This is a genomic window from Mesorhizobium subarcticum, assembly GCF_055456085.1.
Genome location: NZ_CM144237.1, coordinates 5,825,077 through 5,846,855, shown reverse-complemented (window position 1 = coordinate 5,846,855; position 21,779 = coordinate 5,825,077). Strand labels below are relative to the sequence as shown.

Below are 21,779 nucleotides of genomic sequence, written 5' to 3'. Positions count from 1 at the left end.
CACGCGGCAGCGCCGCGTCACGAGAAAAACAAAGACACCGCGGGCGTCGAGAGGGCAGACGGCCCGCGGTGTGCCGTCGAGACGCCTTAATTCCTTATCGGTAGGTTGACGGTCTCGGGCAGGACGATTTCTTCCGGCACGCTGGCCGTCATTGTCGAGGTATCGGGGCCGGCGGACTTGTCGTCCAGCATGGCGGCCGCGATCTGGCCGTCTCCTTGGCACGCGCGGTGATGGTGTGCATCGCCGACTTGCCGGTTTCACAGACATCGGGTTTGCGCTCGCAGATGCCGGCAATGTCGCCCACCGCATCGCGCGCCGCGAACAGGGCCTGGATCGGCCCGACGCTTTCCTGCCCCGGCTCGTCGGAACCGACACTCAGCGGCAGCGCCAGCAGCACCAGTGAAAACCAGAAAGCCATTCTTATCAGGAAGAACATGCCTTGCCTCTCGTCGTGACCGGATCATGCATCACATGGCATGACCTCTTTTATGGGCAGGATGTTGGCACACAGGCACAAAGGACGGCTTGCAAGTTAGACGAGAATTTTCCTCAAATTTTAGGCAAATCCGAAAGGAAGTGTGTTGCAACCGATTTGTTTCATATCGGGACCATTCGCATTACCATCCGATAACCATTTATCTGGTTGTTTCCATTGCAGTTTTCATGAATTCGGGTGGCTCTCTTCCCGCCCATGGTCCGCCGACGGCAGGCGTTGGCGGATAACGCTCCATTTACTATGGCGGCATTTGCACGGGTTTTCGGCAGCGAGCGTCCCGATATTTGCCGCAGGCCGGGCGTTGGTCGGCCCTGCCTTATCCATTCCTTAAACGCTGGATGAGAGTTTCAGAGGCAATCAAAAGAATCTGCAAAAGCAGTGCTGTTCACGACGAGTGCGAGTGCGTTGAGTTGAGTTTGATCAAGGCCAGATACGCTGAATTGCCTGGCGCGATTGCCGCCGGTTGCGAACGTATGGTCCATCCCTCCATTCTTGGGCAGAGCGACCGCGAACGCCAGCGCCGCTTCATCGGCGTCATGCTGGCAGCGCCGTTCTTTGCCGCCGGCGCTGCGGTCACGCTGGTCACATCGGGCATGGGTGCCGCGGTCACCATGGCTGCCATCTTCGCGGCCTTCGGCCTGTGCTGGTTCGTCGCCTTGCTGGTGGCGGCGACCGGCAAGATGGCCGTGGCGTCGCGGATCGCCCTGGCAATGGCCGCTGTTGCTCTTGGCGGCCTCATCGCCGCCGCCGGTGGGTTGAGTTCTCCCGTTGCCATGCTTGCGGTGGCGCTGCCCTTCGAAGCCTGGTGGATCGGCGCGTCGCGGCGTACGGCCCTGTGGGGGGCTGTTTCGGCCATTGTCGCCATTGCTCTTCAGCCTCTGGCCACCGCCTTCATGCCAATCACGGGCGCGCAGATTGCTGCCTGGCACTGGCTGGTGCCATTGGCCTGGGCGTTTACGCTGGTCCCGCGCCTGTCGGCGTTTCGCGACACCGCCGACGCGGCCGATACGCTGGATAGCGGTGATCGGCTTGAAGACATCATCGATGCGGTTGTTTTCCGCGTCGCCCGCCACGGCGAGGTGCTCGATGCGTCCGCCAGGGCGCGCACGCTTTTGAAACTGCCGCCGGAACTGCTTTGCGGAAGCGGCTTCTTCGACCGCGTCCATCTGTCGGACCGCGTCTGCTATCTCAGCGCCCTGGCCGACATGCGTGATGGCGCCCTGTCGCGCCGCCTAGAATTGCGCGTCAGGCTGCCTCAGAATGGCAACGGCCAGAATGACAATCGCCTGGCGGCCGACAATTACCGGCCATTCACGCTGGAACTGGTGCGCGGTGTGGAACAGAGCGACGTCTTCACGCTGGTCCTGCGCGAGAATGACGAGACTGCCCGGCTGCGCGAAGAACTGGCAGAAGCCAATGAGGCAGCGGTCGCTGCTGAAGTGGCCAAGGGACGGTTCCTGGCGGTGGTGAGCCATGAGCTGCGCACGCCGTTGAACGCCATCATCGGCTTCTCGGACATGCTGCTGCACGAGATGTTCGGCGCCTTCAAGGATCCGCGCCAGAAGGAATATGTCACCTTGGTGCGGGATTCGGGCCAACACCTTTTGGCCGTCGTGACATCCATACTCGACGTATCGAGGATCGAATTGGGCGCCTACGCGACAGAACCGGAGCCGTTCCGGTTCATGGAAGCCGTCGACATGTGCCAGTCGATGATGCGGCTGCAGGCGCAGGCGAAGAACATCGACCTGCAGGCGCAGATCGCACCCGACGCCGGCGACATCAATGCGGATCGCCGCGCCGTGCAGCAGATCCTGATCAACCTCGTCTCCAACGCGATCAAGTTCACACCCGATGGCGGCGACGTCGTCGTCGGCGCCAAGCGGATCGGTTCACGCCTGCATTTCTGGGTCAGGGACACCGGCATCGGCATTGCCGAGGAGGATTTCGCCAATCTCGGCAAGCCCTTCATGCAGATCCAGAACGACTATACCCGCCGTTTCGAGGGGACCGGCCTTGGCCTGTCGCTGGTGAAGGGCCTGGTGGCCCTGCACGAAGGTACCATGTCGATCGAAAGCATGCCGGGTGAGGGCACCACGGTGACCATCAGCCTGCCGGTCAACGGGCCGAAGGGGCGCCCGGCCAACCAGGCAGGGGTGCTGACGATGCCGGTGACGAGGGCGAAAGGGGACAGAAATGGCTCGCTCCGCAAAACAGCCTAAGGCGGTCAAGCGCCGCAGCAACGCCTTCCAGGACGGCGCCATTGCCGGCGCCATCGCCGTCGGCGGGATGATTTCGCGCAATCCCGTCCTGGTGGGCGGATCGACCGCATTCCTGGTGACGCTGTTCTATGTCTCGGCCAACGCGCTGTGGTATCAGCCTTTCCCGCATGCCGGGGCGTTCTTCGCCACCCGCACTTTCCAGGGTGTTCCGCACGCCGCCGCCGATGAGCCGGAGACGACGATTAACATCGAGCGGCCGAATGCGGCACCCGCACCGATGAAGGGCGATCCAGTGGTCGAGCAGGTGCAAGGCATCTTGAAGGATCTCGACTTCTATCCGGGCACGGTCGACGGCATTTCCGGGCCCAACACGCGCAAGGCCATCCAGGCCTATCAGCAGAAGGTCGGGCTCAACGCCTCCGGCGAGATCGACGCGCTGCTGCTGGATCAGCTTGGCGCAACGCCGAAGACTGCTGCCGTGCCGAAACCGCAGCCACGTCCCGACGTCTCGCCAGCCGCCGTTCCGGTGTCGTTGCAGACCAATTCCGGGCAGACGAATTCCGGACAGGCGAATGCCGCACAGACCCCGATCGCGGGACCCGACCCCCGCATCGTCAAGATCCAGGCCGGTCTGAAGGCATTCGGCAATGACGATATGCGGCTGGACGGTGTCGTCGGTACCCGCACCAAGGCGGCGATCAAGGAATTCCAGTCGCTGTTCGGACTGCCGCAGACCGGCGAGCCCGACGAGATCGTCTACGTCAAGATGCGCGAGATCGGCCTGACCAACTGAGGTCCGACCTACGATCCCGAAACGCGGCTCGCACAGCGAACGAAATATCGATAGATAGCCCGCACGGTTTGCGGAGTTTTCATGCGCGTCACATCGGATCTGTGGGTCTCGGCCTTGTTGCGCCGCGTTTTCAGCGCCGGCGGCTTTGCCGCCGTGGTCAACCGTGGCGCGACGGAGGCCGGCGCCGTTTTCGTGCTGGCGCGGAGCAGGCTGGGCCAAATCGCCCTCTACGGGCCGGCGCCGCAGACAAGTTACGATTCGGCCAAGCCCGACGACCGCTTCTTCAGCCTTCTTGCCACCGGCGATGATCCAGCAGTGCTCGATGCCCGCCTTGAGAGGGAAAAGAAGTTTGATCCCGACATCTGGGTGGTCGAGATCGAGGCCGGGACTGTTCCCGTAGAAGAACTTATTTCCGTGAAGACGCCCTGAGGCCGGGAGCAGCGGCTTCGTCGCTGTTTGAGGCCTCGCGGCTATCGCTGTTTGCGGGAGAAGCGTCGCGAACCATCCTGGACAGCGTCTCTGCTTTCCATCCCCGCACCCGGTCCAGAGCCACATCGCGATGCAGCAGACGGTAGCGGTCGAGATAGGTGCGGATGGCCTGCGGATGCGGGAACAGTCTCGGATAGATGGCGACCGTGATCAGGAATGCCCTGTCTTCGCTGAAGTCGAGCGAGCGCAGCGCCGCAAGCAGTGAGGCGTAGTTCTGGTTCGCGGTCAGCGAGCGGGCGGTCGAGAAATCGATGTCGAGGGCGTCGGCGAGCGCGGTCTGGAAGAACGCGGCGTTTCCCGTCAGCGCCGTCTCGCGCAGCTTGACATAGGTATCCGAACCGGGGAACGCATCGACCTTCGCCGCTGATGCTTCGTCGCCGGTGCGCATCATGGAGCGCAGCCTGCGCCGCGCATTCTCGGCGGCTATGCCGGCAGACTGTGGGCTTGCCGGGGTATCTTCTGTCGCTTCCGTAGCAACGACTGCGACTGCTGGCGTCTCGGGGGCTTGCGGATCCCGCACGCGCACCAGTGTCGGTCTTTCGAGCGCCCTGATCAGATCGGCGATGGTCGGGTTGAGGTCCTTGCGGCGCGCGATGGCGCGCGCATGCGGCAGCCCATGCCGGCCGATCAGCGCGATAAGGTCGATATCGCTGACAGCGCGTGAGCGGATCAGCAGCGGCGCGGCAATATCGACCGGCTCTTCGCACAGGCGCCGCACAAGTGCTGCGGGTGCATATTCGCATTCGGAGAGGGCGGCGGCCACGTAGCGTCGCGATTCGACGGACACATCGTCGAACAAAGGCAGCGTCAGGTCTTCGAGCTGGCCAATCTCGCGGCGTGACGGGCGGGTCAGCGAACAGAAAGCCGACACCGCGGCGCGGAACAGCCTTTCGGCTTTGCCCGATTCCGTCCGTATCGCGATTTGCCTGAAGTCCGAAGATGACACGAAGGATACCCGATACTCGATACGCAGCCCTGATCATGCTCAACCGGTACTATGTCGGTTTCGCGATCGCCAAGAACAAAGATCAAGTTAGCGACGATCCGTTAGCGCTCCGTTAACCCTCTGCCGGCCTTAATAACATTTGGAGGCGTTGCGTTGTGCTCCGGGGAAACCGAGAGGAATGCGCGAATCATGGGCATGGTACTGTCTTTCGTGCCGCGAGCGGCACCAACCAATCGAGCCAAGCAAACCGCTGAAATACCGGCAGCGGTGATCATCTTTCCCGGGATCCGCTATGAGCGGTCCAGCGCCGCTGATGCGCGGCCTGCCGGGCCAGAAAAGCCGGGATCGCCACGGACGCCGATGCCGCACCATTGAGTTTTCTTGAAGCAGCAGACTGCCTCATCGGGCAGTATTCGCTGCCGGCTCTCCTGGTACGGATATCAAGTCTCGATCTGGTCTAGAAATCCTGCAGCTCGCAGGAACTCTGATCGAGGAAGCGCGACACGATCGGCTTCCAGCTGTCGTCCGGCACGAAGCTGCGGATGACGAAGATGCCTTCGTCGATGGGCGCTTCGACGAAGATGGCTCCCTGCAGATCCTCAGGCAAGTCCTTGCGCACGTCGATCATCTGCGCCGGCGTCAGCACGACGGCGTCAAGCTTGCCGCCGGTCGCCGTATGGTCGTTGAAGGAATAGATGTTGTGGCCGCTGCGGTCATAGACCGAGACCGACCAGAAGGGCACGTTTCCCGGCGCCTTGATGCGGACCATGCCTTCTTCGAGGTCGAACCGGCAGGCCGTGGCGTAGAACAGCGGGTCGACCGATTTCACCACAGGCGCGCCGCCGGCCTCGGCATCGAGCCGGTTCATCCGGTAGAGATCGGACGCCATGGACAGTCGGGACCAGGCGTCGCGTTCCGAAAATTCCGGTACCAGAAGCAGCACCACGATGTGCACGATGCTGGCGCCGACCAGGCCGAGCAGGACGGCATGGAAAAGGCGGCGTAGTGCTGCCAGGACATTACGCATCGCAGCCGGCCTTCACGATCCTGGGCAGCGAAACGTCCGACAGGCCAGTGCTGCTGGCGATCGGCGTGTCGTAGAAGGTCAGGACGAAATACATCCGCCCGGAACCGTCAGTCAAAAGCCAGTTGCCGGGCATCGGGTGGTGGCCGACCGAAATGATCACCGAATTGTCGGCTTGGCGCAGCACCTCATAGGATTGAAGCGCGGCAAGTCGCGGTTTGCCGGTCTCGACGACGCCGAGCGATTGATCGGCGGCATAGAGTGTCCAGAAGCGGGCCGTCGGAAATCCGCCCTCTATCCTGTAGGTGCATTCCCGCTTGAGCTGATCGCCGGCAGCGTCATTTTCCGCGACGAAGGACAAGCCTTCGGCGCGGCCGAGTGCAAGCACGCCCTCGCGTGCCACGCGCGCCTTGGAATAGGGGTCGGCGGCCGGCGTGCCGATGTCGGGAAAGGCGGTCCATTGGCCGATCCGGATCGCGCCGACACCGTCCTGGATCTTCAGCGCATACCAGACGCTGGCGCCGCCGCCGCCAATGGCTATGGCAAGCGAAAGCAGCATCAGGAAGGCGTTCTTGAGCATCAAAAGCCGGTCATGTGGAGAATTGCAGCTCGGGGATATCGCGGCGCGGGGCCTCGTGGCAAGCCGGCGTGATGGAATTGCCCATTCTGCTGCGCTGCGGCAATCACAGCGCCGAAAGCGTTTCGGGCGGGGCGGGGGCGTCGAGCCGGGGCGCTGTCTCGAACAGCCGGGTCATATCCCTCAAAGTCTGTGTGGTTCGGCTGGAAAGCACCGCCGGGCGCTCGGCAGCGGCATCGGCCGCAGCCTGTTCCTCGCTCTTCTTCTGTGCATCAGCGGCCTTGGCGGCGATCTCCTCGTCGACGAACGGTTTGTCGATGCCGGGGATCGGCTTCAGGTCGATGTTCTGGTGCGCGTAGACCATCAGGCGCTGCCAGACCATCGCCGGCAGTGTGCCGCCGGTCATGTTCTTGGTCGGGGTGAAATCGTCGTTGCCTAGCCACACGGCGGCCGTGTAATTGCCGGTAAAGCCGACAAACCAGGCGTCGCGGTAGGATTGCGTCGTGCCGGTCTTGCCGGCGACGACGATGTTGGGAATGAGCGCCCGCCGCCCCGTGCCCATCACGGGCACAGCGGCCAACATGGTGTTCATCGATTTCAGCGCCTGCTCCGACAGCACGCGGTGCGGCGGCGGCGCGTCCTTGGTCCAGTCATACACCACGTCGCCGGTGCGGGTAACGAGCTGGGTGATGCCGTGCCTGGAACCGACGAAGCCGTTCTGAGCGAACACGCTGTAGCCCGTAGCCTGGTCCATCACGGTCATGCCCGAGGTGCCGAGCACCATCGTCTTGTGCCCCTCCAGCGGTGATTCCACCCCGAATGACTCCGCCATCGCCTTGATGGGTGCGATGCCGAGATGGTCCTTGGCCAGCCGCACCGGCACCGTGTTGATCGACTTGGCCATGGCCATAATCAGCGTGATATTGCCTGCGGATTCGCCGGCATAATTGTGCGGAGACCAGTTGCCCCAGCTGATCGGGCCGCCCGAAATGATCGAATTGGGCGTGAAGCCGTGTTCCATCGCCGTGGCATAGACATACGGTTTGAATGACGAACCGGTCTGGCGCAGCGCCTTTGTGGCACGGTTGAACTGGCTGGCGCCGTAATCGCGGCCACCCACGATCGCTCGCACCGCGCCGTTGGTCTCGATGACGACCACGGCACCTTCGGTGACGTTGTACTCCTTGCCGAACTGGCGCAGGTGGAATTCGACCGACTCTTCCGCCGCCTTCTGGATGTTGGCGTCGAAGGTGGTGTGCGCGACCAGCGAGTGCTGCCCCGGCTTGGCGATCTTCTTGACCTCGTCGAAGGCCCAGTCGAGGTAGTAATCGGGGCTCTTCTGTTCGCCGCGGTCGACGACATCGGCCGGATGCAGCCTTGCCTGCAGCACCTGGCCCTCGGTCATGAAACCGGAATCCACCAGGTTTGACAGCACCACATTGGCGCGGGCGCGTGCCGCCGGCAGGTTGATGTGGGGCGCGTATTTGGTCGGCGCCTTGAAAAGGCCGGCCAGCATTGCCGCCTCGGCAAGGTTCAAGTCCTTGACGCTCTTGCCGAAATAGAAGTCGGCCGCCGCCTCGATGCCAAAGGTGCCGCCGCCCATATAGGCGCGGTCGAGGTAGAGCTGCAGGATTTCCTTCTTCGACAGATTGGCTTCGAGCCACAGCGACAGGAAGGCTTCCTTGATCTTGCGCTCGAAGGTGCGCTCATTGGTCAGGAACAGGTTCTTGGCCAGCTGCTGGGTGATGCTGGAGCCGCCCTGGACGACCGAGTTCGCCCGCACATTCTCGAAGATGGCGCGTGAAAGGCCGAGCACATCGATTCCATAATGCTCGAAAAAACGGCGATCCTCCGTCGCCAGCACCGCCTTGATGACGTGATCGGGCATCTCGTCCACCGGCACCGAGTCGCGCTGGATGATGCCGCGCTGGCCGATCTCGTTGCCGTAGCGGTCGAGGAAAGTGACGGCGAAATCGCCCTGGGCGCGCCAATCGCCGGCCGTATCCTGGAAGGCCGGGATGGCCAGCGCCAGCATCACCACGATGCCGCCGGCGCCAAGCGTAAAACCTTCGCTCAAAACTTCGATCATGCCGCGGCGCCAGCCTTTGAGGCGGAAACGCCGCGAGAAGATCGTCGCGCCTTCCCAGAACTGGCGCGCCTTGAACCCAACCTCATAGAGCGAGGAATCGACCCAGGCATCCACTGCCAGAAGGCGCGACGCGATCGGACCTCTTCTCTTGCGCGGTTCAGGGTTGACCATTCAAAAACCCGGCTCGGCTGTGGCGTGACCTGAAAACCGCAAGCGGGCAATTTCAGGGCGGCGCCCTGTCGCGACTATTCATCCATTTTTCGGACGCTCACAAGGGCAGGCAGGACACAGCCGCGTGGTTTGTCGATGGAAAAGGCAGGCAACAGCCAACATAGTTGCTCACCCGCCGGATTCTCGATCCGGCGGGTGAGGGGTTATTGCCGTTATCCGGCTATTATGCCGCTTCGCGCTTCAGCGCCTGCGCCATGCAGTGGATGCCGCCGCCGGTCTTGGAGATCTCGCTCATGTCGACGGCCGCAACCTCGAAGCCGCGCGCCTTGAGCTGGCCGATCAGAGACTGGCTCGACGTCGGCGCGATCACCCGGTCCTTGCCGAGCGACATGAAGTTGCAGCCGAGCGCCATCGTGTCCTGGAAGGGGACATCGATGATTTCGTGGCCCTTGCCCTTCAGCCAGTCGACGATGCCGGGTTCGGTGCAGGCGAGGCAGACGGCGGTGAGCTTTTCGGCGATCGGCACCACCATCAGGTCGATATGGACATAGTATTCGTCGATAAAGGCGAGACGCGTCTCCCAGCCTTCTTTCTCAAACCAGGACTGCACCTGGCGGGCGCCTTCCTCCTGCGTGCGGGCGCCGCCGCAGCCGATCAGCACCACGCCCTCCTCGATGACGTTGAAGTCACCGCCCTCGAAAGTGCCTGCGGTGACCATGTCGTAGATCGGGATGCCGAGTTTCTCGTAGGTGCGGATGGCGGCATAATTCTCGCCGCGTCGCCACCAATTGGCCATCGCGGTGATAAAGGCGCCGTAGGGCGTCATCACGCTGGAATCGCGGGAATAGACCTGCATCGGCAGTTCCGGCGTCGGCTCGTGCCAGTGGATGTTGACGCCGAAATGCTCGTAGGCGGCGACCAGGTCCTTATGCTGCGCCTGCGCGATCTGGACGTTGCAGGGTGCCTCGCGCAGATGTTTTCGCGACAGCGAGCTGGTCGACAGATGGCGCAGGAAATTGGGCGAGCCGAGCAGCACGTCGGTCAGCACGTCGGTTTCGTTGGCGAAGCCCCAGGCGGTCAGCGGCTTGGTGCCGCCAGCCGGATTGCGGCGCTGCAGCGAAAACGGCTCGGCGACGATGCGATCATGAACGGTCATGGAGTTCTCCTCGTGGGCTTGTTCTCAAGAGTTGGTCTGGTCATGCATTGCTTGGGATCCACCAGTCGCGGCCGCGCGCGGTGGTGACATATTCCGGCCAGCGGAAATTGATCGGCGGTTCGTAGTCGCAGAGCGGCGCGATCCAGTTCGTGCCACCAACGCCGCCTCCGGTGCGGGTGACGAATTCGTCCATCGCCGCGTCGCGGGCGGTCTTGTCCTCGAGCAGGCGCAGCGCCGCCAGCGCGACGGTCTTGGCCGCGCAGGTCACCATCGGGTCGATGGTGGCGGAAATGCCGCCCAGTGCATTCATCACCCAGGATGGATAGGCGTGGCCATTCGCCGAGCGCAGCGCCGGGCGCGCGACATAGAAGCGTGCCGTCGGCGCATGCCAGCTCATGTCGGTGTAGTCATCGGAGGTCGAATTCACCTGCGAGGGTGGCAGGTCGCGGCGCAGGATCGCCTCGGCGTCTTGTGGCGAAATCAGCCGCTCCAACTCGTCGATGAACGGGTTCTCCGTCGCGGTAGCCCCGGCATTGACCTGGATTTCGCGCGCGATCGCCCTGGCGGCCTCGTCCCAGCGCGGCGGGCCGACCGTCGACAGCGCTTCATAGGCGATCTCGGCCATGGCATGGTTGGCCAGCCCTGGCCGCGACTTCGACACCCAGTGGCGCTCATAGCGGCAGCCGCTCATGCTGGCCGCCGCCGCCGCATTGCGGTCGAGCACTGATGTGACCTGCTCAGCCATGGCAATGGTCGGCACGCGGATCATGTACTGGATTTCCGCCAGTCCCGCCGGCAGATTGTCGGCCGTTGCCTGGCCGGCGGTCAGGATCGCCTCGCTGATCGACCAGCCGCCCTGGTGCGGCAGCATGGAATCGCGCAGCGCCTTGGAGGCCATGTACATCGTCATCAGCGCGTCATTGGCGCCCGGGGCGCGGACCGCCGAATGTGCCTGCGGGATCGGCGCACCATCGCCTGCGTGGATCCAGTTTTCGGGTTCGTCGCAGATGAAACGGTAGATCATGGCGTAGGCAGCGCCGCAATGCGTGTCCCAGCGCGCCGTGTTGCAGAGCGGCAGCATGTAAAAGGGATGGAAGGAGATCATGCCGGCAAGGCCGTCATAATAGCCTTTTGCCGCATGGATCGGCTTCGAGCCGCGCACTTTTTCGGCCGGCTCGCCGGTAAAGCGCAGCGTGCCTGGAATGCCGTGGCGCTGCATGGCGGCCTTGGTGGCCAACAGGCCGCCGAGGCTTGCCATGCCGAGCCCCGAATGCGGATCGGTGTGGCCGCCGGCCTCGACGCCAAGGCCGGGCCGCGGCTGCTTCACCGTCACCGCGTCCTGGCAGTTGCCGGGCACGGCGTCATATTCGGCATACATGCCGATCGTCGGCCCGGCGCCATTGGTCCAGTGGGCGCAAAAGGCAGTCGGCATGCCGCCCGAGCCTTCCTCGACGGAAAAGCCCTCATGCTTCAGCCGTGCCACGTACCAGGCGGCCGACTGGTATTCGCGCCAGGCGGTCTCGCCGAAATCGAAAATGGTGTGCGTCCATGCCGACAGCGACGGCTGGATGCCGTCGAGGCAGGCAAGCGCGGTCGCTTGCGCGGATGTCGTCACCGGTTTGTCCATGCGTCAAAGAAAGCAGTGAAGCGGCGTGCCAAAAAGTGATATGTTTTCCCGGTTCGTGCAAATTCGGTTCACCTCTTGAGAATTCCGTCCACGCAAGCGCTGCGCGCCCTCGACAGTTTCGCCCGCCACGGCAGCGTCTGGCGCGCCGCTGACGAATTGCACCTCACCCGCAGCGCGGTAAGCCATCAATTGCGGCTGCTGGAGCGCGATCTCGGCTTCGATCTGCTGGAGCGCATCGGCAAGGGCGTCGCGCTCACCCCGCGCGGCCAGCGCTACGCCAGCGATGTGCGCAAGGCGCTGACCGTGCTGGGTGACGCGGTGACGCGTGATGCCGGCACCGGCGTCGGCGGCTCGTTCGCCGTTTCCTGCACGCCGGGCTTCGCTTCGCTGTTTTTATGCACCCATATCGGCGAGTTCCGGCAGATGTATCCTGACGTGGCGTTGCGCATCCTGACGCCCAGGCGGCTCGACGATGTCAGCAATGCGGAGGCTGACGCCTTCATCGCTTTCGGTGTCGGCAATTGGCCGAACCGCTTGGTCGAGCCACTCTGCGAAATCTCGTTCACGCCGCTGTGCAGCCCGACGCTGCTCAACAAGGTCGGCGGTTTTTCCCGGCCGGCGGACGTGCTGCGTGCCAATCTGCTGCATCTCGACGACACCGAGGATTGGGCGCGCTGGCTGGCGCTATCCAAGGTGGAAAATCCCGACACCGAGGGCGGCATCTTCTTTTCCGACATGAACCTTGTTTTTTCGGCAGCGATTGCCGGGCAGGGCATTGCCATGGGCGACGAATTGACCAGCCGGCGCGCACTCAGCGAGGGCCGGCTGGTCAGGCCGTTCGACATCGCCATCAAGTCGCCGCGCTCCTATTTCCTCGTCTCCGAACACGCCAAGGCTTCGCATCCGGTGCTGGACGCTTTCGCTGGGTGGTTGAGGTCGAAGCTCTCGGAGAACCGCATTCAGCCCTATTAAGCGCAGGACGACCAGCCCGGCATAGATGAATGAAATTTGCCGATGAGGCGAAAACTATTCGGTTGCGGTGAGCCGCCAGCCTGCCTACGATTTCCTCTTGGGACTGAGGAAGAGGCAGGATGCAGCAACCCGGCCGGGCCGCGGAGATCAAGGCAATCGGGATCGGCAAGAGCTTCGGCTCGTTCCGTGCGCTGGACAATCTGTCGCTCAACATCGGCCGCGGCGAGTTCCTGACGCTGCTCGGCCCATCCGGTTCGGGCAAGACGACATTCTTGATGATCCTTGCCGGCTTCGTGCAGCCGACCGAAGGCAGGCTGTTCAGCGACGGCACCGACATCACCGACCGCCCGGCCGAACAACGCGCCGCCGGCATGGTGTTCCAGGGCTATGCGCTGTTCCCGCATATGAGCGTCGAGGCCAACATCGCTTTCCCGCTCAAGGTCCGCAAGAAATCGGCCTCCGAGATCAAGAAGCGCGTCGGCGAGATGATCGAGCGCGTCGGTCTGATCGGCCACGAGAAGAAACTGCCCGCGCAGCTCTCCGGCGGCCAGCAGCAGCGCGTGGCGCTTGCCAGGGCGCTGGTGTTCGAGCCGGGCGTGCTGTTGCTCGACGAACCGTTCTCGGCGCTGGACAAGAGCCTGCGCGGCCAGATGCAGGCCGAAATGAAGCGCCTGCACCAGGAAACCGGCACCACTTTCGTCTTCGTCACCCACGACCAGAGCGAGGCGCTGGCGCTGTCGTCGCGCGTCGCCATCTTCAACCATGGCAAATTGCTGCAGGTCGGTGCGCCGGACGAAGTCTATGACCGGCCGGACAACCGCTTCGTCGCCGAGTTCCTGGGCGAGATCAACATGCTACCGCTGAAGGGGGTCCAGCCCGCCGACAATGGCTCGACCGGCCTCTGCGAGGACCGCGCGGTCAACATGCACTGCAGGGCCGAGAAAGTCCGTGGTGACGCCATCCTGGCGATCCGGCCCGAACACATGTCGATCGCGCGCGAAGCGGCGGTCGGCGAGAACGGCATTGCCGCGACCGCCACCGCCTCGACCTATCTGGGCGCCGCGACCAAGCTTGATCTCACCACACGCCAGGGCGCCAAGGTGACCGTCTCGGTGCCCAATGAGGTCGCGGCGGCAGCGCTGAGCAAAGGCAATTCCGTCTGGCTGACCTGGCCGGCGGAAAAGGGTTTCCTCCTTCCGGATGGAGGACAATGACCGCCAGCGTGACCGATGGGACACGCAGGCTTCCGGGAACGATCGACAACAAAAAGGGGAACTGACATGACTAACGATACCAGGAAACAAGCCATCGACAGCCTGTCCGCCAGGGCAGGCCGCGGCGAGATTTCGCGCCGCCAGTTCACGCAGTTGGCGGCCCTCGTACTCGCCGGCACGCCGATGCTGCTGCGCTCGACCGGTGTCTTCGCGCAGGCCAAGGAACTGGTGCTGGTCAATTGGGGTGGTGACGCCATCACGGCTTACGATGCCGCCTACGGCCAGGCCTTCACCAAGGACACCGGCATTACCGTGAAGATGGACGGCTCGGGCCCGACCGAAGGCGCCATCTCGGCGCAGTTCAAGAGCGGCGCACCGACCTGGGATCTGGTCGACGTCGATCCGTTCTCGGCCATCACGCTCGGCGCCCAAGGTGCGCTCGAGCCGATCGACTACAACATCGTCGACAAGAAGAAGATGCGGCCGGGCTTTGGCTGGGACTACGCCGCCTCGACTTACTTCTTCTCCTACATCATCGCCTATGATTCCGAGAAATACGGCAAGGATGCCCCGACCGGCATGGCGGACTTCTTCGACGTGAAGAAGTTCCCGGGAAAGCGCTCGCTCTACAAATGGGGCGTGTCGAGCTGGGAGGCGGCCCTTCTCGCCGACGGCATTGCGCCGGCGTCGCTCTACCCGCTCGACCTCAAGCGTGCGCATGACAAGATCGCCGCCTTCAAGGAAAACGTTGTCGCCTATTGGGGCGGCGGCGCCGAGAGCCAGAGCGTGCTGCTCAACGGTGAAGCCTCGATGGCCATCGTCTGGTCGACGCGCGCTTCGCTGATCGAGCAGGACTCGGGCGGCAAGATCAAGTTCATCTGGGATCAGGGCCTGATCTCGCCCGGTGCGCTGGCCGTGCTCAAGGGCAACCCCGGCGGCAAGGATGCGGCGATGAAGTTCATTGCCAGCGCCCAGGATCCGCAAAAGCAGCTCATCATGTTCGACAAGCTCGGCCAGGGCCCGGCCAATCCGGCCACCGACGCGCTGATCCCTGCCGACAAGAAGCGCATCAACCCCGTCGACCCGGACAACATGAAGAAGCAGATCGCGCTCGATATGGATTGGTACGCCAAGAACTACGGCGCGGCACTCGACGAATACACCAAGATCATCTCCGCCTGATCCGGGCAGGGATGCGGTCCTATCTCTCAGACAGGATGGGCGCGGCGCTGTTGATGGCGCCGCTGCTCCTGTTTCTCGTCCTGGCCTATGCCTGGCCGTTCCTTGGCGTCGTCAAATGGAGCTTCACGCTGCCGACGCCTGGGCTCGGCCAGTACGAGGCGTTGCTCACCGACGATCTGGTGCAGTCGGTCTTCATCCGCACGCTGCGCATCGCCGCCATCGTTACCATCGTCTCGGTCTGCGCTGCCTACGCCATCACTGTGGTCTGGGTACGCGGCACGCCGGCACAGCGCCTTGTCGCCGAATTCTGTATCCTGGTGCCGTTCTGGATCTCTGTATTGACACGCGCTTTCGGCTGGGTGGCGCTGCTTTCGAATCGCGGCCTGATCAACACCTGGCTGCAGGCGATCGGCTTCATTTCAGAACCGCTGGCGCTGGTGCGCAACGAGTTCGGTGTCATCGTCGGCATGACGCATTTCCTCATTCCCTTCGCCGTCTTTCCGCTGGCATCGGCCATGCGCAGCCTCGATGACCGCGTGCTGCTGGCAGCGCGCGGCCTCGGCTCCAGCCGCATGCGCACCTTCTGGACGGTGTTCGTGCCGATGACGCGCTCCGGCATCATCGGCTCGGCGATGATCGTTTTCGTCTTCTCGCTCGGCTTCTTCGTCACCCCGGCGATCCTTGGCGGCGGCCGCAGCGTCATGATCGCCGAACTGATCTATCTCAGGATTTTCCAGAGCCCGGACTGGGGCCTGGGCGCGGCGATCAGCGTCGTCCTGGTGCTGTTCGTCGGTGTGCTGATGGCGGTGCTGTTCCGCTATGTCAAACCGAAGCAGTTGATCTGATGCCGACCTATCGCCCCGGTCCCGTCTCGCTTGTTATCGCAGCCCTGGTGGCGCTGTTCCTGTTGATGCCGCTGCTCGCCGTCATCCCGGTGTCGCTGACGCCGAGCCGCATGCTGGCGATGCCGTCAGGCGAACTGTCGCTGCGCCACTACAGGGCATTGATCGAGGATCCGCGTTGGGTCGACTCGATCCTGCTTAGCATCCGCATCGGCATCGTCAGCAGTGCCTTTTCCACAGTACTCGCTCTGTGCTTCAGCCTCGGCGTGTGGATGTTCCAGCCGCGCTTCACGGCGGCCCTCGTTGGTTTCGTGTTGCTGCCGATGGTCGTGCCGCCGGTGGTGTCGGCGATCACGCTGTACTTCCTTCTGACCTCGGTCTCGGGGATGAGTTCGTTCTTCGGCTACGACACCTGGCTCGGTGTCGCCATGGCGCATTCGGTGATGACGGTGCCCTTCGCCACGGTGCTGATCCTGGTCTCGCTCAGCCAGCTCGACCGCCGCATCGACCTTGCCGCGCGGGGTCTCGGCGCAACTGTCTGGGAGCGCGCCACGCGCATCATCATGCCCAACATCAAATTCGGTATCGTCACCGCGGCGCTATTGTCCTTCGTGCTGTCCTGGGAAGAGATCGGCGTCACCCTGTTCATCACCTCGGTCAACGCCATCACGCTGCCCAGGCTGATGTGGATGGGCCTGCGCGATAATATCGACCCGGCGATCGCCGCTCTTTCGGTGATTCTGATCATCATCACCGTGCTGGTGTTGGCGGTGCGCAGCTTCGTGGTCAGGCTGCGCCCCATCAACTGACGGGATTGTCGGCAAAGTCGTATTGCCGAGATCATCGGCATTCATCATTGCGATGACGAATCGCCATCGTCTTCGCGTGGCGAACCGCTATATCTGGCAAGGGTATGCAGACATGGGCAGGCTTTGGAAAAGCATTGTCGGTGGTGCAATGGCTTGAGGAAATGGACGATGACCGCGCCCGGCGACTTGCAGCAGGCACTGTTTCTGAGACTGAAAAGCGACAAGTCGCTGTCGGCGTTGCTCGGCGGCGCTGGACTGTTGGAAAGCCCAGCCGCAAATGCCGCTTTTCCCTATGTGACCTGCGGTCAGACCTCGGCCTTTGACTGGGATACCGGCGCCGAGAACAATGACGACCAATTGATCACGTTGCATGTCTGGTCGAAAGCCCATGGCGAAGCCGAGACGCTTGCCATCATGGACGCCATCAAGGCACGCTTGGCCAATGCGGCGCTGACGATTGGCCCGCGCGGGCAGACGCGGCTGACGCTTGAATTCACCGAGGCCCGCTACGACGAGGATCTCCTTGTGCACCATGGTCTGTTGCGGTTTCGTGCACTGACGCAGGAAAATGCCTGACGCGCTTTCAATGTGACCGAAACGGAGTCTAGACTGGCGTCTGCGTGATTTCGTCGAGCTGGGCGTCGAAATCACGATCTGTCGTCTCACGTTTCAGGGGTGTAGCGGACATGGTTTTCGCATCGTTCACTGTTCATTTCACGTTCAGCACCGATGCGTTACAACGCCGACCATGAAAACGCTTCGCTCTCACTTCCGAACCGCGACCCTGGCGCTCTGTGCTGCCGGGCTGTTTGCGTCGCAGGCAAGCGCCACGCCGGTCGCGGCGTCCGGCCAGGGCGATCCGATCGTCGTGGCCGGGAACGACTGCTACGCGATTGGCCAACAGGTGGCCGAGCAGAATGGCGGAACGCTGGCCAAGGCCTCGCAGTCGACGCGCGGTGGCCAGGCGGTCTGCGTCATCGTCGTTCTGGTACCTGGCAAGGATGGGCAGCGCCCGCGCCGCTCCGAGATCGTCGTTCCGCAGAACTGAGCCAGCCTTCCGTCTTACGGGCTACGTTTCCCTGGCCGCCGGAATCGGCCTATATCTGACCCAGACTTCAACCCGACCAAGTTCTTCAATCTAACCAAGCTCTTCAACAGGTATCGATCTCCGCATGCGCGTACTCGTCGTCGAGGATGACAAGGATCTCAACCGGCAGATAGCGGATGCGCTGGTCGACGCCGGCTATGTGGTCGACCGCGCCTTTGACGGCGAGGAGGGCCATTTCCTCGGCGACACCGAGCCTTACGACGCCGTCGTGCTCGACATAGGCCTGCCGCAGATGGACGGCATCAGCGTGGTCGAGCGCTGGCGTCGCGGTGGCCGCAAGATGCCGGTGCTGATCCTGACCGCGCGCGACCGCTGGAGCGACAAGGTCTCCGGCATCGATGCCGGAGCCGACGACTATGTCACCAAGCCGTTCCATATCGAGGAGGTGCTGGCCAGGCTCCGGGCGCTGATCCGCCGCGCCGCCGGCCATGCCTCGTCGGAACTGACCTGCGGGCCGCTGCGTCTCGACACCAAGGCCTCGAAGGCCGATGTCGACGGCGTGCCGCTGAAGCTGACCTCGCACGAATTCCGCCTGCTTGCCTATCTGATGCACCATATGGGCGAGGTCGTCTCGCGAACCGAACTGGTCGAGCATCTCTACGACCAGGATTTTGATCGTGATTCCAACACCATCGAGGTGTTTGTCGGGCGGCTGCGCAAGAAGATGGGCATCGACATGATCGAAACCGTGCGTGGCATGGGCTACCGCATGCGTGAGCCGGAGGCGTAACTCGGAACCGCTCAAACCAACCGCAAAGGCGCCGCTTTCGCTGCGTTTGTGGCCGCGTTCGCTGACGTTCCGCGTCATCGCCTTTTCCACGGTCTGGGCGATCCTGACGCTTGTCGTCATCTTTACCCTGATCACCACGCTCTATCGCCAGGCCAGCGAACGCGGCTTCGACAGTCTTTTGTCGGCGCATCTTTTCAACCTGATCGGTTCCATCGGCATTTCCGACACCGGCGCGCTGACCGGCGCCCCCGACCTCGGCGATCTCCGGTTCTCGGAGCCGAATTCGGGCTGGTACTGGTCGGTGGAGCCTGCCTCTGAAGGCGTGCATGGCGATCTTCATTCCTCTTCGATGACCAAGACCATCCCGTCGCCAAGCGTCGCCGAAGTGCCCTTCAATGCCAGCTTCCAGCGCAGCTATGCGACCGAAGGCATCGATGGCGAGCAACTCCAGGTGTTCGAAAGCGAGTTCGTGCTCGACGCCAAGAACCGCGCCGCGCGTTTCCGCGTCATGGGCAATCAAAGCGAACTTGAACAGGAAATCTCCACCTTCCAGCGCCGCCTGCTGACCTATCTCAGCCTGTTCGGCGTCGGCATGATCGCCATCAATGCGATTGCCATTTTTCTTGGCTTGCAGCCGCTGCGCCGGGTCCGGAACGCACTGGCCATGGTTCGTGAAGGCACCGCGCAGAGGCTTGACGGCCGCTTCCCGGCCGAGATCGAACCATTAGCCAACGAAACCAACGCGTTGATCGAAAACAACAAACGCATCGTCGAGCGCTCTCGGACTCAGGTCGGCAATCTTGCTCATTCATTGAAAACACCGCTCGCGGTGATGCTCAATGAAGGCCGCGCGCTCGGCGGCGCCAAAGGCCAATTGATTGCCGAACAGGCCGCCTCCATGCAGAAGCAGGTCGAGCATTATCTGCAACGCGCCCGTGTGGCGGCGCAGCGCGACAGCGTCGTTTATCGCACGCCGGTAACGCCGTTGGTGCAGCGCATGGTGCGGGTGTTGCAGAAGCTCAATCCGCAGACCAGCCTGTCGCTGTCGCTGCCGGCCACCGAGATTGTGTTCGCCGGTGAGCGCGAGGACCTCGAGGAGCTGCTCGGCAATCTTCTCGAAAATGCAATGAAATGGGCAAGAAGCGCGGTGTCGGTCACCGTCGCGCCCTTGGCTAGCAAGGATGACAATCTTTTTGAGATCAGCATCGACGACGACGGCCCGGGCATTCCCGAAGACAAGGCGCGCGACGCGCTGAAGCGCGGACGGCGCCTGGACGAGACAAAACCGGGAACAGGTTTGGGGCTTGCCATTGTCGCCGACCTCGTCAACGAGTATGGAGGCGTTCTCGCGCTTGAACGGTCCGGCATGGGGGGATTGAAGGCGGTGGTGCGGTTGCGGAGCCTTCAGTGACGCTTTCCCAGGCCAATCGACAGCGGTGGACGGGCCATGTTATGGCGACATATCGATTGCTCCCCGAGCAATATCTATTGCTCCCGGCCTTGCCGGCAGCGGCCAAATTTCCGACAAATATCAATACTATGGCCACGCCTACTTCTCCGATGACGCGGCCCCCGGCGCATCCATGGCAGGCTCCAACTCAAGAAAACCGGTTGTTTGCATGAAGATTCGCGTCGCGCTTGTTTCCGCCTTGCTGGCCTTGTCCGGGCTGGCCGTGTCAGGCTGCACGACCTTGGGCGGCAAGGGTCCAACCATTGGGGCTACGCCGGCCTCAACGCCTCCTTCCGTCGGTAAGGTCACCACCTCGATCATTTCCGCGATGGATGGTGGCCTGATTGGCGGCTCGATCGGCAATAGCCTCAGCGCAACGGAGAAGCGCAGTGCGCTCGAGGCGGAATACAAGGCGCTCGAATATACGACCAGCGGCCAGAAGGTGACATGGAAGGGCGATCAGGCTTCGCGCTATGGCGAGGTGGTGCCGGCCCAACCCTATCGCGTTGGTTCGCAGGATTGCCGCCAGTACACGCAGACCGTCTTCACCGGCGGCGCCGGCGTTACGGCCCGTGGAACCGCCTGCCGCAACGCCGACGGCAGCTGGACGCCGCTGACCTGATATCCAGACCGGCTCCGGCCGGTTGATGTCGATCAAGGACGTCAGGCGCGGCGGCCGTCAAAGCGTCGCAGGATGCTTGTGTTGGCAGGGCAGGGCTCTGCCGTTATTGGAAGAACCATGCTGTTCTGGGTCATAGCCGCGATACTTACGCTCGGTGCGAGCCTGGCGGTGCTGCTGCCGCTGGCCGGGAGCGCCAAAGGCGTGTCGTCGAGCAGCGATCACGATCTGGAAGTTTATCGGGATCAATTGTCCGAACTCGACCGCGACGCAGCGCGGGGCTTGATCCAGCCTGCGGAAGCGACAGAGGCCCGCGCCGAGATCGCGCGCCGCATCCTTCGCCTCGACAATGCGGAAACGGCCGGCAAGACCTCGGCCAGGCAGGTATCGGTTACGGCACGGCTTGTCGCGACCGCGGCCGTGCTCGCCGTGCCGCTGGTCAGCTGGGGTCTCTACAGCCAGATCGGCTCGCCTGATTTGCCGTCGCAGCCGCTTAGCGAGCGGCTGGCCAAGAACCCGGCCGACAGTTCGGTCGACGAGTTGGTGGCGCGCGCCGAGGCCCATCTTGCCGCCAACCCTGCCGACGGCAGGGGCTGGGAGGTGCTGGCGCCGGTCTATTTGCGCATGCAGCGTTTTGCCGACGCGGTGGCCGCCTACCGCAACGCCATTCGCCTCGACGGCGACAGTGCTGCCCGTCGGGCGGGGCTTGGCGAGGCGATTGCCGGTGCGGCAGGCGGCATTGTTTCTGCCGATGCCCAGGATGCCTTCGAGGCGGCGCTGAAACTCGATCCGGCCAATGCGAAGGCCAGCTTTTATCTGGCCATGGCCTTGGCGCAGGAGGGACGGAACAAGGAAGCGATGACGGCCTGGCAGGCAATGCTGGGCACTTTGCCGCCGGACTCGCCATGGCGTGGTGCGGTCGAGCAGGCATTGGCCAAATCCGGCACGCCTGAAGTCGCTTCCGGCGCGACGGCGAAAGGCCCCGATGCCGGGGATGTCGACGCCGCGTCCTCCATGTCGCAGCAGGATCGCGAAGCCATGATCAACACGATGGTCGCCGGCCTTGACGAAAAACTGCGGCAAAATCCGCGTGACCCGGAAGGATGGATGCGGCTCGTTCGTTCCTATGTAGTGCTGGGCAAGGCCGACCAGGCGCGTGATGCGCTCGGTCGCGCCATCGCCGTCTTTGGCGCCGGCAGTGACGAAGCCAAGAAATTCACCGCCTTTGCCGCCTCGCTCGGCCTGACGGCGACGGAGTAGGAT

At 63.1% G+C, this 21,779-nt stretch carries 20 protein-coding genes and 1 pseudogene; 14 read left to right on the top strand and 7 right to left on the bottom strand.

Going from position 1 to position 21,779, the window contains the following annotated elements; genetic code table 11:
• Positions 1–86: 86 nt before the first annotated feature.
• Positions 87–436, bottom strand: a pseudogene (locus ACZYHG_RS28735) (DUF5330 domain-containing protein).
• A gap of 533 nt (positions 437–969) precedes the next feature.
• Here ACZYHG_RS28735 and ACZYHG_RS28730 point away from each other — a divergent pair.
• The 3 genes from ACZYHG_RS28730 to ACZYHG_RS28720 all read left to right on the top strand — a co-directional run bounded on the left by ACZYHG_RS28730 (position 970) and on the right by ACZYHG_RS28720 (position 3,940).
• Positions 970–2,718, top strand: a complete 1,749-nt coding sequence (locus ACZYHG_RS28730; protein WP_464614812.1) for a sensor histidine kinase — start codon at positions 970–972, stop codon at positions 2,716–2,718.
• Entirely contained in the window at positions 2,693–3,511 is an 819-nt protein-coding gene (locus ACZYHG_RS28725) for a peptidoglycan-binding domain-containing protein (RefSeq protein ID WP_464611443.1), read from the top strand. Before ACZYHG_RS28730 ends, ACZYHG_RS28725 begins: the two co-directional genes overlap by 26 nt.
• Positions 3,512–3,592: 81 nt before the next feature.
• Positions 3,593–3,940 (top strand): DUF1491 family protein, encoded by a 348-nt coding sequence (locus ACZYHG_RS28720; RefSeq protein WP_464611442.1) that lies wholly within the window; start codon positions 3,593–3,595, stop codon positions 3,938–3,940.
• Here ACZYHG_RS28720 and ACZYHG_RS28715 read toward each other — a convergent pair.
• The 6 genes from ACZYHG_RS28715 to ACZYHG_RS28690 all read right to left on the bottom strand — a co-directional run bounded on the left by ACZYHG_RS28715 (position 3,918) and on the right by ACZYHG_RS28690 (position 11,590).
• Positions 3,918–4,946 carry a hypothetical protein gene (locus tag ACZYHG_RS28715; RefSeq protein ID WP_464611441.1) on the bottom strand — a complete coding sequence of 343 codons (1,029 nt, stop codon included), beginning with the start codon at positions 4,944–4,946 and terminating at the stop codon, positions 3,918–3,920. The genes ACZYHG_RS28720 and ACZYHG_RS28715 overlap by 23 nt on opposite strands.
• A gap of 457 nt (positions 4,947–5,403) precedes the next feature.
• On the bottom strand, positions 5,404–5,973 hold the full coding sequence (locus tag ACZYHG_RS28710; RefSeq protein WP_464611440.1) for a DUF1254 domain-containing protein: 570 nt from the start codon (positions 5,971–5,973) through the stop codon (positions 5,404–5,406).
• On the bottom strand, positions 5,966–6,550 hold the full coding sequence (locus tag ACZYHG_RS28705) for a DUF1214 domain-containing protein (protein WP_027034351.1): 585 nt from the start codon (positions 6,548–6,550) through the stop codon (positions 5,966–5,968). Before ACZYHG_RS28705 ends, ACZYHG_RS28710 begins: the two co-directional genes overlap by 8 nt.
• A 103-nt stretch (positions 6,551–6,653) precedes the next feature.
• Positions 6,654–8,807, bottom strand: a complete 2,154-nt coding sequence (locus ACZYHG_RS28700) for a transglycosylase domain-containing protein (protein WP_464611439.1) — start codon at positions 8,805–8,807, stop codon at positions 6,654–6,656.
• A gap of 223 nt (positions 8,808–9,030) precedes the next feature.
• Entirely contained in the window at positions 9,031–9,963 is a 933-nt protein-coding gene (locus ACZYHG_RS28695; protein ID WP_464611438.1) for a dimethylarginine dimethylaminohydrolase family protein, read from the bottom strand.
• Positions 9,964–10,003: 40 nt separating this feature from the next.
• Positions 10,004–11,590, bottom strand: coding sequence for a zinc-binding metallopeptidase family protein (locus tag ACZYHG_RS28690; RefSeq protein ID WP_464611437.1), 1,587 nt, complete (start codon positions 11,588–11,590; stop codon positions 10,004–10,006).
• Positions 11,591–11,665: 75 nt separating this feature from the next.
• Here ACZYHG_RS28690 and ACZYHG_RS28685 point away from each other — a divergent pair, with 75 nt between their 5' ends.
• The 11 genes from ACZYHG_RS28685 to ccmI all read left to right on the top strand — a co-directional run bounded on the left by ACZYHG_RS28685 (position 11,666) and on the right by ccmI (position 21,776).
• Positions 11,666–12,562, top strand: coding sequence for a LysR substrate-binding domain-containing protein (locus ACZYHG_RS28685; RefSeq protein WP_027034355.1), 897 nt, complete (start codon positions 11,666–11,668; stop codon positions 12,560–12,562).
• A 119-nt stretch (positions 12,563–12,681) separates the two neighbouring features.
• Positions 12,682–13,776, top strand: coding sequence for an ABC transporter ATP-binding protein (locus tag ACZYHG_RS28680; RefSeq protein WP_464611436.1), 1,095 nt, complete (start codon positions 12,682–12,684; stop codon positions 13,774–13,776).
• A 66-nt stretch (positions 13,777–13,842) separates the two neighbouring features.
• Positions 13,843–14,958 (top strand): ABC transporter substrate-binding protein, encoded by a 1,116-nt coding sequence (locus ACZYHG_RS28675; protein ID WP_464611435.1) that lies wholly within the window; start codon positions 13,843–13,845, stop codon positions 14,956–14,958.
• Between the two features lie 11 nt (positions 14,959–14,969).
• Positions 14,970–15,803, top strand: coding sequence for an ABC transporter permease (locus tag ACZYHG_RS28670; protein ID WP_464611434.1), 834 nt, complete (start codon positions 14,970–14,972; stop codon positions 15,801–15,803).
• Complete coding sequence (locus ACZYHG_RS28665) at positions 15,803–16,609, top strand: ABC transporter permease (protein WP_464611433.1); 807 nt, start codon at positions 15,803–15,805, stop codon at positions 16,607–16,609. The genes ACZYHG_RS28670 and ACZYHG_RS28665 overlap by 1 nt, the downstream gene beginning before the upstream one ends.
• 168 nt (positions 16,610–16,777) lie before the next feature.
• Positions 16,778–17,185, top strand: coding sequence for a DUF3168 domain-containing protein (locus ACZYHG_RS28660; protein ID WP_027060600.1), 408 nt, complete (start codon positions 16,778–16,780; stop codon positions 17,183–17,185).
• 172 nt (positions 17,186–17,357) lie between these two features.
• On the top strand, positions 17,358–17,657 hold the full coding sequence (locus ACZYHG_RS28655) for a hypothetical protein (RefSeq protein WP_464611432.1): 300 nt from the start codon (positions 17,358–17,360) through the stop codon (positions 17,655–17,657).
• Between the two features lie 124 nt (positions 17,658–17,781).
• Entirely contained in the window at positions 17,782–18,447 is a 666-nt protein-coding gene (locus ACZYHG_RS28650) for a response regulator transcription factor (protein ID WP_019857144.1), read from the top strand.
• A complete protein-coding gene (locus tag ACZYHG_RS28645) occupies positions 18,431–19,858 on the top strand; it encodes an ATP-binding protein (RefSeq protein ID WP_464611431.1) in 1,428 nt (475 codons plus the stop codon). The genes ACZYHG_RS28650 and ACZYHG_RS28645 overlap by 17 nt, the downstream gene beginning before the upstream one ends.
• 208 nt (positions 19,859–20,066) lie before the next feature.
• On the top strand, positions 20,067–20,519 hold the full coding sequence (locus ACZYHG_RS28640) for a hypothetical protein (RefSeq protein WP_464611430.1): 453 nt from the start codon (positions 20,067–20,069) through the stop codon (positions 20,517–20,519).
• Between the two features lie 117 nt (positions 20,520–20,636).
• Entirely contained in the window at positions 20,637–21,776 is a 1,140-nt protein-coding gene (gene ccmI, locus ACZYHG_RS28635) for a c-type cytochrome biogenesis protein CcmI (RefSeq protein ID WP_464611429.1), read from the top strand.
• Positions 21,777–21,779: the final 3 nt, after the last annotated feature.